This is a genomic window from Actinacidiphila sp. bgisy167, from assembly GCF_057707665.1.
This window is the reverse complement of the sequence record NZ_JBYIQP010000037.1, coordinates 38,240-55,134: the sequence shown is the minus strand read 5'-3', so window position 1 is coordinate 55,134 and position 16,895 is coordinate 38,240. Positions and strand designations below refer to the sequence as shown.

Genomic DNA, 16,895 nt, shown 5'->3' with positions numbered 1-16,895 from the left:
CCCCCCCCCCCCCCCCCCCCCCCCCCCCCCGTCGCTCCGAGCCGATCAGGCGAGCAGTTCCACCTCCGCCAGGGTCGACTCGGCGTCCAGGACCAGGCGGTAGTGCGTGTAACCGCCCGGCGAGGCGACCGAGAAGGCCCGGGTCTGGCGGTCCCAGGTGAAGGACTCACCGGAGCGCCTGTCGAGCGTCTTCCAGTGCTCGCCGTCCGAGGAGCCCTGCAGCGTCCAGCCGGTGGGCGCCTTGGCGCGGTCCGCCGACGAGGTCAGCGTGTACTGGACGGCCTTGGTGCGCCCGGCGACCGGGAGGTCGACGGCGGTCACCGCGGCGGCCGTCGCCGAGGTGTTGTCGAACAGCGCGCCGTCGCCCGTGACGGCGTCCGCGCGGGGCGCGGGCACCTTGTCGTCCTGGGTGATCGAGACCGGCGCGTCCTTCTTGCCGGTGCCCCAGGAGGAGGGCTTGGGGCCCATGTCGAACTCCAGGACGCCGCCCTTGGCGAGCAGCGAGTGGGGCAGGGAAGTCGACTTCCAGGGGCGGCCGTCGACCTTGAGCCCCTGCACGTACACGTTGCGCGTGCTGTTCTTCGGCGCCTTGACGACCAGGTCCTCGCCGTTCTCCAGGTGGACCGTCGCCTTGGTGAACAGCGGGGAGCCGACGGCGTACTCGCCGCTGCCCATCACCAGCGGGTAGAAGCCGAGCGAGGAGAAGAGGAACCAGGCCGACTGCTCGCCGTTGTCCTCGTCGCCGTGGTAGCCCTGCCCGATGTCGCTGCCGGTGTAGAGGCGCGACAGCACCTCGCGGACGTTCTTCTGCGTCTCCCAGGGGCGGCCCGCCGCGTCATACATGTACGTCACGTGGTGGGCCACCTGGTTGGAGTGCCCGTACATGCCCATCCGCACGTCCCGCGCCTCCGTCATCTCGTGGATGACGCCGCGGTAGGAGCCGACGAACTCGGGCGAGGCGGTCTCCGGGGTGGAGAAGTAGGTGTCGAGCTTCTTCGCCAGGCCGTCACGGCCGCCGTACAGGTTGGCCAGACCGCGGCTGTCCTGCGGGGCGGTGAAGGCGTAGCCCCAGCCGTTGGTCTCGGTGTAGTCGTAGCCCCACACCCGCGGGTCGTACGTCGCGGAGTCCACCCGCCAGTTCCCCCCGGCGTCGCGCCCCTGGAAGAAACCGGCCTGCGGGTCGAAGAGGTTCACGTACTCCTGGGCGCGGTTGAGGAAGTACGCCGACTCCTCCTTGTAGCGCTTCTCGCCCGTCTTCTCGTAGAGGGCCTTGCCCATCTCGGCGATGCCGTAGTCGTTGAGGTAGCCCTCCAGCGCCCACGACAGGCCCTCATGGGTGTCGGTGCTGGTGTACCCGAGGAAGGGGGAGGTGTCCATGCCCTTACGGCCGACGCCCGACTGCGGCGGGACGACCGTCGCGTTCTTCACGGCCGCGTCGTACGCCGCCTCGGCGTCGAAGTCCACGCCCTTGACGTAGGCGTCGGCGAAGGCCACGTCCGAGGACGTGCCCGTCATCAGGTCCGCGTAGCCGGGGGACGACCAGCGCGACGTCCAGCCGCCGTCCTTGTACTGCTGCACGAAGCCGTCGACCATCTCGCCCGCCTGGCCGGGCGTCAGGAAGGAGTACGCGGGCCAGGTCGTCCGGTAGGTGTCCCAGAAGCCGTTGTTGACGTAGACCTTGCCGTCCACGATCTTCGCACCGGTGTGCGTCGGGGTGTCGGGACCGGTCATCGCGGTGAACGGGGACGCGTACTGGTACTTCCCGCCCACTTTCTCGAAGCCCGAGTTCGGGTACAGGTACAGCCGGTAGAGGCTGGAGTAGAGCGTCGTCAGCTGGTCCGGAGTGGCGCCCTCGACCTCGACGCGGCCCAGGAGATCGTCCCACTGCTTCTGCGCGCGGGACGTGACCGCCTCGAAGGAGGTGCCCTGAGGGATCTCCTGGCGCAGGTTGTCCTTCGCCTGGTCGACGCTGATCAGCGAGGTGGCCAGGCGCAGCGTCACGGTGCGGTCCTCGCCCGCGTCGAAGCGCAGGTAGCCCTTCACACCGCTCGACGTGCCCTCCGTGACCGGCGCGTCGAACTCCCCGTACACGAACAGCCGGGTGGCGCCTGTGGACAGCCCCGACTTCACGTCGGAGTAGCCGGTGAAGGTGCCGGTCTCCTTGTCGAGCGTCAGGCCGGCCTGCTCGGTGACGTTGTCGAAGAGCACGCTCGCGTCGTCACCGGGGTAGGTGAAGCGCATCGCGGCCGCGTGGTCGGTCGGCGCCATCTCCGTCTTCAGGCCGTTCTCGAACCGCACCCCGTAGTAGTAGGGGCGGGCGGTCTCGTTCTCGTGCCGGAAGGGCAGCGCCCGCGCGCGGCGGTCCGTGTCCGGCGTCCCCGAGGCGGCGGACGGCATCACCTGGAAGGTCTGCCGGTCGCCCATCCAGGGGCTGGGCTCGTGGCTGGCGCTGAACGCCTGGATCGTGGGCAGGTTGTCGGCGTTGTTCGCCTTGGCGTAGTCGTACAGCCAGTTGAGGGTGCCCGCGTTGGTGACCGGGGTCCAGAAGTTGAAACCGTGCGGCACGGCCGTGGCCGGGAAGGTGTTGCCGCGCGAGAAGTCGCCGCTGGAGTTGGTGCCGCGGGTGGTCAGCGCGTAGTCCGACAGGTGCGCCTTCCGCTTCGGCTGCGGGAGCGGCTTCAGCGCCACGTCGTCCAGCCAGCCGCGGAACTGCGACGGGCCCTTGGGGGAGTCGTACGCGAGCACGATGCGGTCGACGGTCTTGCCGGCCGCGACCGACCCGATCCGGGAGACGACGTCGTTCCACTGGTTGACGTAGAGCACCTTGGACGCGCCCTGCCCCTGCGGGGTGAGGGGGAAGCCGTGCTGGTCGGTGGCGCCCAGGCGGCTGAGCGAGGTGCCGTCGGTGAAGACCAGGTCCACCGCGACGTTGGTGGCGTCGTAGTCGAGCTCGCCGTCCGCCATCGCCGGGTAGATCCGGTACGACAGCGCGGTGTCCCGGCGGACGGGCACGTCGACGTCGAAGACCTTGTTGTACGAGTACGCACGGCCCTCGGCGGTGTGCCGGCCCGCGTAGCGCAGCGCCCGCTTGCCGGTGAAGCCGGCGCCCGACTTCGCCGTCGGCGAGCCGATCGGGCCGCGGTCGACGAGCGAGAGCATGTCCGGCGGCACGGGCACATTGTCCTTGCCCGTCGAGAACTGCAGGTCGGCGAGCTGGATGATGTTCGTCGAGCCGTTGTTCTTGGTGATGTCGATCCGGAAGTGCTGGTACTCGGCGGGCGCCGCGAGGTCGTACGAGTTGGTCTTGAACCGCTCGGAGAAGGACTCACCGGAGCGGGTGTCCAGGGTCTTCCAGTCCTTGCCGTCGGTGGAGCCCTGCAGGGTCCAGTCACGGGGGTCGCGTTCGGGGGCGTCGTTGGCCGACGTCAGCGCGTAGCTGACGACCTTCGCGGGGGCGTCGAGGTCGAACTCCACCCAGCCGGTGGTCGCGAAGACCAGCCACTTGGTGCCGGACTCCGCGTCGACGAGGTTCTCCTTCACCTCGCCCGCGTCCGTGTACTCGTCGTTGGCGCGGACGGCCTTGACGTGGTCGTTGAGGTTGCCGGGTATGCCGGTGCTGTAGCCGCCGTCCACGCCTGAGGCCCGCTTGGACCCGTCCGGCGCGGTGTCCACCGTGTCGCGCCAGTCGGGCGCGGGGTCACCCGACTCGAACGACGAGGTGAAACTGCCGACGTGCGACGGGGGTTCGGGAACGGCGACCGCCGCCTGCTGCGTGGCCGCGGCCAGAGCCAGTGCGGTCGCCAACACGACCGCCGAGGAACTCCATCTGTACCGGGCAGCTCTCTGCTGCATATGCACCCTCTCTGCGCCTGGACAACGTTGTCAAGTTCGCTGTGCAAGGGCTAGTAGGGGGTCAAGGGGCGTTTGATGTCAAGGGTGTTGATGCGATTCCCGGGCCGGCGGTGGTATATGGGCGGTTGTGAGCTCGCCACCGGGCCGCCGACGGGCCGTGGCGCGCGCCGACGTGGGCGGTTCGGTGGACCCAGGGCCGGGGTCGCGGGTGCGGCGCGGGACGCCCGGCGAACCACTCCTCCAGTGCGCGTCCACGTGGTGACGGCTGCCGCCGGCAGCCCCGAGGCGCAGACACCCGTGCCCCGCCCGCGACGGGCGCCGACTGGTAGCCTGAGGTCTTCGCCGGTCACCCGGACGGAGTCCCCGACAGGTCCTGATGTCCCGTCAACTGTCACTTCTGAGCGCGCTCGACGCCCTGGACCTCGCCTTCGCCGGCGAAGCGCCCTTCCCCGTCACCGGGTGCCTGCGCTGCTACAGCGAGCACGATCTCGCGCTGCTCTCCGGGCCACTGCACGACATACCTGACGAGCTGGTGGTTTCGGTCGCGGTGAAGACGCCCGACCACTGGGCCGACTTCCCGCGTCTGTACCGCCGTCTTGTTCCCCGGATCGTCCGCCCTCTCGTCACCGGCCGACACCACATCGATGCGGAGATCGTCGCGTCCCGGCTGCTCCATGCGGAGTGGACCATCTGGGACGCGCGTCTGACCGAAGTCCTGGGCGACGTCTGGGACGTCCGGTGGGAGACTTCCTTGCACGCCTGCCCCGGTCCCGTGCCGATCCGGGCAACGCTCGGCGTCGTCACCGTGGTCACCGGCGGGCTGTCCCCCTGGCTGGACGATGGACCGGCGTCCGCACCACGACCGCGGACGCCCAACTGACCGCGCTCCTCGACGACGTGCTGGTCGAGTCCCAGTTCGCCGACCTGAGCTTTGGCTTCTACGACGAGTACCACGCCACCGCGGAGCTCGTGGAATGGCTTGTCACCGATGTGCGCGAGCGCGTCGCCCGCGTCCGCCCCGATGCCCTGCGCCGCCTCGAGTGCTTCCGCTCCGGGTCGTGGTCCGACGCTGCTCCCCCTGCCGATGGCGAAAGCTGAAGCGGCCGGCGGACCTCGTCTCACCTCCGCCGCCCACCACGACCCGCTGATGACCACGACTCCCCACGGGCCCTGGTGACGGCGCACGCCGCCGGCGCCCGGTACGGACCGGGCCCCGGCGGCGTGCGGGGGAGCGGGGGGTGTCAGACCAGGTCGGGGCGCTGCCACTCCTCACCCAGGACGTGGTGCGCCAGGAAGTTCAGCACCGTCGTATACCACAGCCGGACGTTGTTGGGCTTGAGGATCCAGTGCCCCTCGTCGGGGAAGTACAGGAACTTCGCCGGGACCTCGAACCGCGCCAGGTCGTTCCAGAGCGCCAGGCCCTCGCCGATCGGCACGCGGTAGTCCTTGTCGCCGTGGATGACCAGCATCGGCGTGGTGATCCGTGCGGCCCGCAGGTGAGGGGACTCGCGCTCGTACCGCTCGGTGGTGACCAGCGGGTCGCCCTGGCGCCGCATCCAGTACGCCGGGAAGTCGGTGACCTGCGCGAAGCTGTACATGTTCCACAGGCTCGCGTGGGTGACGATCGCCTTGAAGCGGTCGGTGCGGGTGGCGATCCAGTTGGCCATGTAGCCGCCGTACGAACCGCCCATCATCGCGGTGCGCTCACCGTCCAGGTCGTCCCGCAGCAGTGCTGCGTCGGTCAGCGCCATCACGTCGTCGTACGGAGTGCCGCCCCAGTGCGTCCAGCCGCGCTCGTGCATGTGCTGGCCGTATCCGGTGGACAGGGCCGGGTCCGGCATCAGGACCGCGTAGCCGGCGGCCGCCGCCACCCACGGGCTCCAGCGCCAGGACCAGGCGTTCCAGCTGTTCTGCGGGCCTCCGTGCACCCACAGCAGCAGCGGCGCCGGGTTCTCGGGGCCCGCGCCGTCCGGCAGCACGAGCCAGGCCCGCAGCGCCGTCCCGTCCTCGGCGGTGGTGTGCACCTCGGTGAGGCCGCCCGGCAGGACCGTGTCCTGCCCGGGGCAGGGCAGGGCGACGGGCTGCTGCCCGGCCGCCGCGGCGTCGAGGCGCACCGGAGTCGGCGGACTGTCGACGGCGGAGCGCAGCGCGTACACGGTGCCGCCGTCCGGGCTCACCACGACGTCCGAGTACGTTCCCGAGGCGGTGAGCGCGACCAGCTCGCCGCTGCCGGCGGAGAGCCGGAACACCGGGCCGTGGCCGTTCTCGTCGGCGGTGAAGTACACCACCGGGGCGCCGTCGTCATCGGGCACCGGGGAGACGACCGGCGCGCCCGGCCACTGGTCGAAGTCGGGCAGCAGGTCGCGTCCGGCGTCCTGCTCGTCCGTGGCGCTCGCCAGCCACAGCGTGACGTCGCCTGGGGCGTCCCAGGTCACCCGCCGGCTGCGGGAGCACACCAGGTCCCGGCCGTCGGGGGTGAACGCCGGGGCGTCGAACTCCGCTTCGGGGGACTCCAGCATCCGCAGCGGCTTGCCCGTCTCGGCGTTCGCGACGACGACCACGGAGCGGATCTCGTCGGGGAGCGAGCCCACCGCCGTCGCGTACGCCACCAGGGACCCGTCGGGGGAGAGCGCGACGCCCTGGGCGATGGCGGCGCGCCGCGCGCCGCAGTCCACGGCGGCGGCCCCGCCCTCGGCGGCGTCCGCGACGGTGAACATGTGCGGGACGGCGGGACCCAGATCCTGGTCCCAGTACCTCACCGGCACCGACTCGTGCAGGATCGCCGACACCTTGGCCTTGCGGCGGGCCTCGCGCAGCCGCTCGTCGTGCTCCGCGTCCGTCGCGCCCGGCAGGAGGGAGGCCCCGAAGGCGATACGCGCGGAGCCGGTGGCCGTGGTGTACTCGCCGATCCCGCCGGCCCTGGCCAGGAGCTGAGACGCCTCGCCGCCGCCCGCCGGCAGGCTCCACAGCGCCGCCTCCTGCTTGTCCTCCTCGCCCTCACCGGGGTCGGCGACCGGACGCGAGGACAGGAAGAGCAGCGTGCCGTCGGGCAGGAACCGGGGCGCGGACTCGCCGCGCCCGGAGCGGGTGAGCCGCCGCGCCGGGCGCTGTCCGGCCGGATCCACCTCCCACAGGGCGCCGACGAACCGCGTACCGTCGGCGGACAGCTCCTGAACGGCGGTGACCAGACGCGTCCCGTCGGGTGACAGCGCCAGCGAGGAGACGCGGGGCAGCGCGAGGAACGTCGCCAGGTCGTGGAATGCAGTGGATTCGGCCATGAGGATCATCCTGCTTCTTCCAGGCGGCCCCGCACCAGTGCTTTTGCCGGCAAAACCTGGTCAAGGAGGCGGAGCGCGGCCTCTCGGGAGGGTGCGCCGCACCGAGGCCGCCCGGCGCCCGAAGGGCCGGCACGGACGAACACCTTGTGTCGCCGGCCGGACACACCTGGCCGCGGGTGACCGACGCGACCGCGAGAGACGCCGAGGGCGGCCCAGGAGGCCGAGGAGGATCTCCTGTGCGTGCGGCTTCCTGCTGAGGTTCTGCCTTTCGAGGCCACGACGGGCGCCGACCTCGTCATGGACGGCGGCCGCCGGTGTCGAACGCGGCGTCCGGGCCGGGGCCACCCCAGGCCGCTGCGTCCCTCGATCGAACGTCCCGTCGAGCGGGCCACTTCGGCGGCCGACCGCACCGGCCGCCGCAGCCCGCGCAGCGGCTAGCATCACTCCCATGCCGACACCCGAGGGGAACGGGCGCGCCGAGGGGGCGGACCCGGGTCCGTGGCGCGTCGCCGTGATGGACCGTCGCAGCGAGGTCGGGCGGCCGCCGTACCCGTCGCCGCCCGACGGGCGGCCGCTGGCGCGCCGGGACGACCTGCGCATCCAGGGGGCGACCGGGAGGATCAGCTGTGTCGACGCCTCCGGACGGACGCGCTGGACCTATGCCTTCGACGGACGCCCCAACGCCGCGCACGTCTCCGGGGGCAGGGTGCTGGTCACCACCGACTCCCTCGAGTACACGCCCTGGGGGTTCCTCGGCCCGGCCCTCCTGCTCGACCTCGCGGACGGCACCCTGATCGCCGAACTGCGCGGTGCGCGCGGCGCCGCGCTGCGGGGCGGACGCTTCCTGCTCGGGCTGGAGGGCTACGACTTCTTCGACACCTGGGAGCACGACCGCGACGGCGCCACCGTGGACTCCTGGCGCAGCTACGGCCACTACGTCGTCGGAACCGGCGTCCGTGTCGTCGAGGCCGACCGGAGGCATCCCACCGGGAGCCGCGTCGTCCGTCTGCTGCCCGGAGGCGGGATCGAGCGGGGTCCGCGGCTCACCGCCTCGGTGGTGCCGCGACCGGTGGTGCTGGAGGACGGCACGATCCTGGTGCTCGACGCGGGAGTGCTCCGCGCCGTCGACCGCGGCCTGGCGGGCACCGTCCTCGCCGAGCTGCTGCCGCTCGCCCCCGACAGGGCGTCCGGGTGCATCAGCTCGCTGCGGCGCGACGGCGACCGCCTCACCGCGGTCATCGCCGAGCCCCGGCCGGGCCACCCGACGACGCACACCGTTCACACCTGGACCCTCGCCCTGACCCGGCCCTGACCACGCGGGCCGGGAAGCGGCGTCAGCAGCGGGAGGCAGACGCGTGTCGGCCGTCACCCATGGACAGGCCCTCGAACGTCTTGAGAGGGGCACGCTCGCGCTTGCTCCGCGGTGTCGCGGGGCGCCCTGCCCCTGCGGGCGTCCGTGATCCGGGGGCGGCGGCGAAGGCGCCCGGCGGGAGCGGCGCCGGAGCCGGTCGTGGCGGCCGGCGGGTGACCGATCCCGCCGGCCGGCCTCACCCGTCGGGTTCAGAGTTCCGCCGCGCATGCCTCCAGCCTGGCGAGCAGCCGCGCCAGCGCGGCGTTCCACCGCTCGGTGCCCCGCTGTTCCTCCAGGAGGGCGCACAGCGCCCGGACCTCGTCGGCGGCGAAGGACTCGCGACCGGGGTTGTACTCGAACTGCAGGAACGCCACCCGCAGCTCGAAGTACCGGCAGGGGTCGACGTCGCGGAGCCAGCGGTGCAGCGCCAGCGCGGCGACGCCTTCCGCCCGGGCGCACCGGAGGCTGACCGACGGTTCCAGGACGAACTCGACCGTGGTGACGCCGTCGCGTGTGATGAGGCACATCCGCGCCGGGTCCGCCCCGCCGCGGTCCACGTCGAACCCGGCCGCGTACCCCGGGTCCTCCCGTCTGTCAGCCATCTCTTCCCTCGCCTCTTCCGATCCGGTGGGGGCGGGCGTGTGCCGTACTCCGGCGTGCGGCACGCGCTCTCGCACACCTCAACAACCGGGAACGCCCGGGCATACCCGATGTGGCGGAAGAGATCGCAAAATCTGCGAGGCTCCGCGGAAGCACCGTGCCGACGATTCCGTGCGGCCTCAAGCACGGGCTCCTCGCGGGCCCGCCGCGGAGACCCGGGCCCGGCGCGGACTGCCCGGGACCGCGCGGGCCCGGCGCGCTCAGGAGCCGCTGAGCCGGCCGGCGAGTGCGGTGACCTGCCGGCGCGCCGTCTCCCACGCCGCGGGGCCGAGCGCGGCGAGGTCCGTCTCCTCCAGCGCCCGCAGGGCCGCTTCCGTGTCGCCGTCGAACGGGACGCTGCCGCAGCGCACTTCGTAGCCCTCGCGGGTGGCCACGCGCAGGCCGCGTCCGCCGCCGTCGACGTGCACTGCGGAGGCGACGACCGGGGGCGGGGGTCCGCCCGCCTCGCCGGGCGCCTTGTCGTAGGCGCTGACCAGTGGCTCCCGCCAGCGGATGCCGAGCAGGAGGTGCTGTTTGGCCACGGCCTCGGACAGGTCGGTCTCCTGGGTCCGCTCCGGCTCCAGCGTGACCGCTCGGGAGTCGAGGACGAGCGCGGCGGGCAGCAGGCAGCGCAGAGTGCTGCCGACGAGGTTGCCGCCGACGGTGGCCGTCCGCCGCACGGCGCCGGTGCCCACGCCGGCGGCCGCCCGGCGCAGCGCCTCGGGAACCCGGTCGTCTATCCGGTTCAGGACCACCGCCGCGCCGAGGGCCTCGCGTTCGATCACGCCCGCCTCCGGCAGGTCGCGCAGCGACATGGCCCGTTCGGGGAACCCGTCGCGCTGCCAGGTGGCCCATACGAGCGTCGCCCCGCCGACGGGCACCGCCCCCTGGGCCATGAACTCCTGAGCTTCGGACACGGACGTGGGCAGGTGCAGCAGCACGGCGATCGCCCCGCCTTCCGGGAGCCGGTGACCGGACGGCGAGCCTTCCGGTCGCGTGGGTGTGTGGGTGGGCGCCACGCATTCTCCCCGTACGGGCGGGAGCGCGTACAGGGCTCAACCGTTCTCCTTGTGCGCCCGTTCGTGCGGGGAACCGCCGGATCCGCGCGTGGGACGGCGGGGGAGCCGCCCTGACCCGTGGCGGCGGTCAGGCGCCCTCGTGGCGTGCTTCGTGGCGTGCTTCGTGGCGCCAGAAGCCGGAGAAGGTGATGCGGTCCTTGGGCAGGCCCGCGCGGTGCAGGTGCCGGCGGCCCTTGGTGGCGAGGCTCTGCTCGCCGACGACGAAGGCGTATCCGCTGGGCTTCGCCGGTGTGTGCCGCCGCAGTTCGGCGAGGGCGGCCGCGCCGGGAACGGCGTGCGGGTCCTCGCGCACGACCCAGGTGACGGCCATTCCGGCGGGGGCGTCGAGCTCGCGCCGGTCGTCGGGGGTGGGCACCTCCTGGATCAGCCGGCCCACGGTGGCGCGGGGGAGGGAGCGCAGGATGCCGGTGGCGGCGGGCATCCCGCTCTCGTCGGCCACGACGAGGACATCCGAGGCGTCCTGCGGGCAGTCGAACATCACGCCCTGGTCGAGGAGCGCCAGCGCGTCCCCGGGCCGGGCGTCGCAGGCCCATAGCGCGGCGCGGCCCTCGAGTTGGCCGTTCGGGGCGCGGTGCACGACGAACTCGATGTCCATTTCAGGGGTTTCGGGCCGGAACGCGGCGACGGTGTAGTTCGAGTAGTGCGGGCGCTCAGCCGTGGGGATGGCGAGGTAGGGCTGCCACCACCGCGCTCCGGAGAACTCGGGCAGCCTCAGGGTGTCCTGGTGGGGGAGCTGCATGAAGAGGCGGAACCAGTGGTCGTAGCCCTTCCACGGGAAATCGGCGAGGTCCGGGCCCGTGACCGTCACGCGGTGAAGGGAGGGGGTGACGCGCTCGGTCCTGACGACCTCGGCGCGGAACATCCTGGGGTTCTGCGGCATGAGCCGCGGGGTCTTCGCCATGTAGGAAGGTTAGCCTAACTTAACGTATGCGGGAGGGGTGGTTCATGGAGTTAGTTAGGTTAGGCTAACCTTCCTTCCGTGAGTTCTTCGGAAGAGACCGCCACGGTCCGCGTCCCGCGCGGACTCGGGCTGGCGGCACACGGCGTGACCGCGGCGTACGACGGGACCGACGTGGTCCACGACGCGTCGATCACCCTGCGGCCCGGCCAGGTGACCGCCCTCGTGGGCCCCAACGGCAGCGGCAAGTCGACGCTCCTGCGTACGGTGGCGCGCCTGCAGGGCGCCCGCCGCGCCACGCTGACCCTCCACGCGCACGACGGGACGACCGCCGACGGCCTCGCCCTGACGGCGCGCGAGTTCTCCCGCCGCGTGGCCATGCTGACGCAGGGTCGCCCCACGCCGAGCGGGCTGACGGTACGTGACGTCGTGGACTTCGGCCGCTACCCCCACCGAGGCCGCTGGGGACGCCCCGACCCGGGCGGCCCGGCCGCGGTGGACCGGGCGCTGGCGATGACCGGTGTCGCGGACCTCGCCGACCGCGGCGCCGAGCACCTCTCCGGCGGACAGCTCCAGCGCGTCTGGCTGGCGAGCTGCCTCGCCCAGGAGACCGGCGTGCTCCTTCTCGACGAGCCCACCACCTACCTCGACCTGCGCTACCAGGTCGAACTCCTGGACCTGGTCCGGGACCTGGCCGACCGGCACGGCATCGCCGTCGGCGTCGTCCTGCACGACCTGGACCAGGCGGCCGCCGTGGCCGACCGGATCGCCCTGCTGCGGGCCGGCCGGATCGTCGCCGACGGCCGCCCCGAGGACGTGCTGACACCGCGACTCCTCACCGACGCCTACGGGATACGGGTCGACGTCGACACCGACCCCCTGACCGGCCTGCTGCGCACCCGCGCCGTCGGCCGCCACCACGCACGCAACGAAAGGCCCCTGACCACCCCATGAGCCGCTCCATCGCCATCACCGCCGCGGCGTCCGCTGCCGCCGTCCTCGTCCTCGCCGGCTGCGGCACGACCGAGCCGGCCGCGGACAGCGCCGCCAAGGACACCCGGCGCATCACCCTCACCGACGCGAGCGGAACGAAGGTCACCCTCGACAAGCCGGCCGAGAAGGTCGTCGGCACCGAGTGGAACGTCGTCGAGTCCCTGGTGACGCTGGGCGTCGACCCGGTCGGCGTCGCCGACGTCAAGGGCTATAGCGCGTGGGACTCCGCCGTCCCCCTGAAGAACCAGCCGAAGGACATCGGCACCCGCGGCGAGCCGAGCATGGACACCATCGCCTCGCTCTCCCCGGACCTGATCGTCGCCACCACCGACCTGCCGACCGCCGCCGTCAAGCAGTTGAAGAGGATCGCCCCGGTCCTGGAGGTCCGCTCCGCCGACGCCTCCGACCCCGTCGGGCAGATGAAGGAGAACCTCGACCTCATCGCCGAGGCGACCGGCACCGCCGCCGCAGCCGACGCGGCGAAGAAGGCCTACGACACCAAGGTCGCCGAGGGCCGCAAGGCCCTCGCCGACGCGGGGCTGGCCGGTGCGCGGATCGCCTTCGCCGACGGCTACGCCGCTTCCCACCAGGTCTCCGTCCGCCCCTTCACCAGCGGCTCCCTCATCGGCGGCGTCAACACGGCGCTCGGCCTGGAGAACGCCTGGACGGTCAAGGGGGACAAGGACTACGGTCTGGCCACCACCGATGTCGAGGGGCTCACCGAGCTCGGCGACGCGCGGTTCGCCTACATCGGCAACGACATCGAGGGCCGCGACGTCTTCACCGACGACCTCGCGAAGAACTCCGTGTGGAAGTCGCTGCCCTTCGTCAAGAAGGGCGAGGTGCACCGACTGCCCGACGGGATCTGGATGTTCGGCGGTCCGCGGTCGATGGAGGCGTACGTCGACGCCCTCGTCGGCGCCCTGACGAAGTAGCGCACCGTGGCCGTCACCGCTACGACCCCCGCCACCCGTCCGCACACGGCCGCCTCCCGGACGGGAGCGGCCGCGGTGACGGCCGCGCTCGTGCTCCTGGTCGCCGCCCTCGCGGTCGCCGACATCACCCAGGGCACCGCGGCCGTCGGCCCCGCCGAGGTCTGGAAAGCTCTCACGGGCGGGGCCGCCCCGGGCGACGCGTCCGTCGTGATCGCCTCCCGCCTGCCCCGCATGACCGCCGGACTGCTGGTCGGCGCGGCCCTCGGCATCGCCGGGGCGTCCCTGCAGGCCGTCACCCGCAATGTGCTGGCCGCGCCCGACACGCTCGCGGTGAACGCCGGTTCGTACCTGGCCCTGGGCGTCCTCATGGTCACCGGGACGTCCCTGCCGCTGCTCGCCTCCTCCGGTGTGGCGTTCGCCGGCGCACTCGCGGCGGCGGCCGTCGTCCTGTCGCTGTCCGGACCGGCCGCCGGCACCGTACGCCTCGTCCTGGCCGGCAGCGCGCTGACCCTGGGCCTGACCTCCGTCACCGAGGGGCTGATCCTGCTCTTCCCGCAGCAGACCGACGGCCTCTACCAGTGGAGCCAGGGCAGCATCAGCCAGAACGGCTTCGACGGCGTGGCGCAGATGGCACCCGTCGCCACTGTCGCTGTCGCCGGACTGCTCCTGGTGGCGCCCCGCGTGGACGCCCTCGCCCTGGGCGACGACGCCGCCCGCGGGCTCGGCGTCCCCGTCCGCGGCACCCGGATCACCGTCGTGGTCCTCGCGTCGCTGCTGTCCGCGGCGGCCGTGACCCTCGCCGGCCCCGTCGGCTTCGTCGGCCTGTGCGCGCCGGCCCTCGTACGACCGCTGGCCCGGCGCCTGCGACCGCTGACGCGCGGCCGCTCCGCACTGCCCGTCATGGGCCTGGCGGGCGCCGGTCTGGTGCTCGGCGCGGACGTCCTGCTGCGCGCCGTGATCCCGGCGCAGACCGCCGTCGCCGTGCCCACCGGAGTCGTCACCGGCCTGCTTGGCGCGGTGTTCCTGGTGGTGATGGCGCTGCGCGCCCCGGACCCGGCGGGGGTGAGCGCGCCGGAGCGGACGCGCATCCCCGGACGCGCCGCCTTCCTGACGACCGTGGGCCTCCTGGTCGCCGCCCTGGTGGGGGTGACCGCCGCCGGAGTGCTGCTGGGGGACACCGCGCTGCTCCTCGGCGACGTTTTCAACTGGGCGCGGGGCACGGCCGGCCGGACGGTCTCCTTCGTCCTCGACACGCGGGTGCCCCGGGTGCTCGCCGCGCTCCTCGCGGGGGCGGCCCTCGCCCTGGCCGGCACGCTGGTGCAGGCCGTCACGCGCAACCCCCTCGCGGAGCCCGGTGTCCTCGGCGTGTCGGGCGGCGCGGCGCTCGGCGCGGTGCTGTTCGTCACGACCGTCCCGGCCGCGGGGGCGTGGAGCGTGGCGGGCGCCGCGTTCGCGGGCGCCGCGGTGACCGCCGGCCTCGTGTTCGGGCTCGCGGCGCGCGGCGGCTTCCGGCAGACCCGACTCGTCCTCGTCGGCGTCGGCGTGTCCACGGCCGCGGCGGCCCTGATCAGCCTGCTGATCGTGCTCACCGACCCGTTCAACGCGACGAAGGCCCTCACCTGGCTGTCCGGTTCCACCTACGGGCGGACCGTGCCCGACGCGCTGCCCGTGGCGGCCGCCCTCGTGCTGGGTCTGGCTGTCGCGGTCGCCCGCCGCACCGAACTCGACCTGCTGGCGCTCGACGACGACACCCCGGCACTGCTCGGGCTGCGCCGAGGGCCGGCCCGGCTCGGATTCCTCCTCACGAGCGTGCTGCTCACAGCGACCGCCGTGGCCGCCGCGGGCACCATCGGTTTCGTGGGGCTGGTCGCCCCGCACGCCGCCCGGGCTCTGGTCGGGCGCCGGCACGTCAGGGTCGTCCCGGTCGCGGTGCTCCTGGGCGCCGCGCTGGTCTGCACGGCGGACCTCCTCGGGCGCACCGTCATCGCCCCGGCCCAGCTCGGCGCGGGACTGATGACCGCGGTCGTCGGCACGCCGTACTTCCTGCACCTGCTGCTGCGCACCCGGCGCGCGGCCTCGCCGGGGAAGTAGCGCCGGGACGCGGGGAGGAGAGACGCCCGAACCGGGGGCGCCTCCTGCCGGCGCGGGGGGCGGCGCGGAGCCGTCGGGCGGGCTCCTCCATGCCCCCGGGCGTCATCAGGATGCGGCGGCGCAGCACATGCGACCGGTCGCGGGCGCCGGCCAGTGTCTCGACGAGGAAGCTCTGGTCGGCCGGCTCGATGACGGTGTCGCGGTACGGGTCGACGGCGGCGATTCGATGCCGTTCTCGGCGGCCTCGTCAAGGCCGCCCTCGTCTGATGCCGCGGGCAGAGCGGCGCGGACCGAGGGGCGCGGGCAGGAAGAGCGCTACGCCCTGGGGGCCGCCGGCCGACCGGCGGCCCCCGAAGCCGTTTCAGACGCGGGCCGCGGCCGCCGCGGCCGCCTCGTCCAGGCGGGCGGCGAGCGAGGCCAGGATCTCGCCGGCCCGGACCGCGGTGGTCGACAGCAGCGTGGAGGACAGCCCGTGCGTGTGCTCGGTGCCGCCCTGCACATAGATGCCGGCCCGCACCTCGGGGGCGACCTCGACGCGGTGGTCGCGGCCCACGCGCAGCGCGTCGCCGTCGTCGCGCAGGCAGAGCTTGGCGGACTCCCCGAGGAGCGAGCCGACGTCCTGCGAACGGTAGCCGGTGGCGTGCACGAGCACGTCCGCCTCCAGGACCTGCCGCTCGCCGGTGGGCAGGAACTCCACCGTCACCTCGAGGCCCTTGTCGGAGACGTCCACGTCACGTATGCGGGAGACGTTGAGGAAGCGCAGCCGTTCGCGGCCCTGCACCTTCTCGCGGTAGGAGGTCGCGTACAAAGCCTCGATGAGGTCCATGTCGACCACCGAGTAGTTGGTGCCGCGGTGGTAGTCGTAGAGGGACTGCTTCACCTCCGACGGGGAGCCGAAGTAGAGGTCCACCGCCTCGGGGTCGAAGATCCGGTTGGCGAAGGGGCTGTCGTCGGCGGGCGTGTAGCCGTACTTGGCGAACACCGCGCAGACCTCCGCCTCGGTGAAGGCGCGGTGCAGGAAGTCGACCGCCTCGGCCGCGCTCTGCCCCGCGCCGAGGACGACGGCCCGGCGCACCGGGGCGCCGGACGCGGTGAGTTCGGCGGTCCTGGGCAGCAGCTGGCTGGTGTGCCAGACGCGGTCCGACAGCTCGGTGCCCGGAGGCAGGTGCGGCTCCAGGCCGACGGCCACGCTGATGTTGCGGGCCCGGTGCGTCACCGTCCGCGCCGGGTCCTCCGGGTCCCGGCAGGTCACGTCGAGGTGGTCGACGCCGCCGCCGGCGCCGCGGACCGGGGCGACCGACAGCACGTGCGAGGAGTAGTCGACGACGTCCGCGACGCGGGCGGCGGCCCACTCGAAGTAGTCGTGGAACTCCACGCGGAGCGGGAAGAGCGTCTTCTGGTTCAGGAAGTCGACCAGCCGTCCCCGCTCGCGCAGATAGCACAGGAAGGAGAAGTCGCTGGTCGGATTCCGCATGGTGACCAGGTCCTTGAGGAAGGACACCTGCATCGTCGCGTCGTCGATGAGCATCCCCCGGTGCCACCCGAAACGCGGCTGGCGTTCCAGGAACCGGGCGTTGATCCGCCGGGAGGCGGGGACCCGGGCGTTGTGCTCCCCGATGGCTATGGCCAGCGCGAGATTTGACGGCCCGAAACCGATTCCCAGGATGTCGTGGATGGTGTCCGGACCAGTGCGCGGTGCTGTCACCGTTGCATCGCCTCCCTCAGCGCGGCACATCTTAGATAAGGTAAGGCTAACCTTGCAATCATCGCTGAAGGGAA

General features: G+C 72.8%; 12 protein-coding genes. 6 read left to right on the top strand and 6 right to left on the bottom strand.

Annotation, left to right across the window (positions count from 1 at the left end; genetic code table 11):
• Positions 1-45: 45 nt before the first annotated feature.
• The gene (locus AC3ET4_RS16420; RefSeq protein ID WP_431949907.1) at positions 46-3,852 is read right to left on the bottom strand and encodes a GH92 family glycosyl hydrolase; all 3,807 of its coding nucleotides are present in this window, start codon (positions 3,850-3,852) and stop codon (positions 46-48) included.
• A 376-nt stretch (positions 3,853-4,228) separates the two neighbouring features.
• Between AC3ET4_RS16420 and AC3ET4_RS16415 the strand changes: the two genes are divergently transcribed.
• The gene (locus tag AC3ET4_RS16415; protein WP_431949905.1) at positions 4,229-4,732 is read left to right on the top strand and encodes a hypothetical protein; all 504 of its coding nucleotides are present in this window, start codon (positions 4,229-4,231) and stop codon (positions 4,730-4,732) included.
• Positions 4,733-4,749: 17 nt separating this feature from the next.
• Positions 4,750-4,950: a hypothetical protein gene (locus AC3ET4_RS16410; protein WP_431949903.1), complete on the top strand. Its 201-nt coding sequence runs from the start codon at positions 4,750-4,752 to the stop codon at positions 4,948-4,950.
• 143 nt (positions 4,951-5,093) lie between these two features.
• Here the strand turns inward: AC3ET4_RS16410 and AC3ET4_RS16405 are convergent, their stop codons facing one another.
• Entirely contained in the window at positions 5,094-7,130 is a 2,037-nt protein-coding gene (locus tag AC3ET4_RS16405) for a S9 family peptidase (protein ID WP_431949901.1), read from the bottom strand.
• A gap of 448 nt (positions 7,131-7,578) precedes the next feature.
• On the opposite strand from AC3ET4_RS16405, the gene AC3ET4_RS16400 reads away from it, so the two are divergent.
• On the top strand, positions 7,579-8,442 hold the full coding sequence (locus AC3ET4_RS16400) for a hypothetical protein (protein ID WP_431949899.1): 864 nt from the start codon (positions 7,579-7,581) through the stop codon (positions 8,440-8,442).
• A 248-nt stretch (positions 8,443-8,690) separates the two neighbouring features.
• Here the strand turns inward: AC3ET4_RS16400 and AC3ET4_RS16395 are convergent, their stop codons facing one another.
• The 3 genes from AC3ET4_RS16395 to AC3ET4_RS16385 form a co-directional block, all read right to left on the bottom strand.
• Positions 8,691-9,083: a hypothetical protein gene (locus AC3ET4_RS16395; RefSeq protein ID WP_431949897.1), complete on the bottom strand. Its 393-nt coding sequence runs from the start codon at positions 9,081-9,083 to the stop codon at positions 8,691-8,693.
• A gap of 258 nt (positions 9,084-9,341) precedes the next feature.
• Entirely contained in the window at positions 9,342-10,061 is a 720-nt protein-coding gene (locus tag AC3ET4_RS16390) for an FAD binding domain-containing protein (RefSeq protein ID WP_431949913.1), read from the bottom strand.
• Between the two features lie 205 nt (positions 10,062-10,266).
• Positions 10,267-11,100 (bottom strand): siderophore-interacting protein, encoded by an 834-nt coding sequence (locus tag AC3ET4_RS16385; protein WP_431949895.1) that lies wholly within the window; start codon positions 11,098-11,100, stop codon positions 10,267-10,269.
• Between the two features lie 78 nt (positions 11,101-11,178).
• On the opposite strand from AC3ET4_RS16385, the gene AC3ET4_RS16380 reads away from it, so the two are divergent.
• The 3 genes from AC3ET4_RS16380 to AC3ET4_RS16370 are packed head-to-tail and all read left to right on the top strand — an operon-like array spanning position 11,179 to position 15,116.
• Positions 11,179-12,051, top strand: coding sequence for an ABC transporter ATP-binding protein (locus AC3ET4_RS16380; protein ID WP_431949893.1), 873 nt, complete (start codon positions 11,179-11,181; stop codon positions 12,049-12,051).
• Entirely contained in the window at positions 12,048-13,025 is a 978-nt protein-coding gene (locus tag AC3ET4_RS16375; RefSeq protein WP_431949891.1) for an ABC transporter substrate-binding protein, read from the top strand. The genes AC3ET4_RS16380 and AC3ET4_RS16375 overlap by 4 nt, the downstream gene beginning before the upstream one ends.
• A 6-nt stretch (positions 13,026-13,031) precedes the next feature.
• Complete coding sequence (locus AC3ET4_RS16370; protein ID WP_431949889.1) at positions 13,032-15,116, top strand: iron ABC transporter permease; 2,085 nt, start codon at positions 13,032-13,034, stop codon at positions 15,114-15,116.
• A 361-nt stretch (positions 15,117-15,477) separates the two neighbouring features.
• Here AC3ET4_RS16370 and AC3ET4_RS16365 read toward each other — a convergent pair whose 3' ends face one another.
• Entirely contained in the window at positions 15,478-16,821 is a 1,344-nt protein-coding gene (locus tag AC3ET4_RS16365; RefSeq protein ID WP_431949887.1) for a lysine N(6)-hydroxylase/L-ornithine N(5)-oxygenase family protein, read from the bottom strand.
• Between the last annotated feature and the right edge of the window lie 74 nt (positions 16,822-16,895).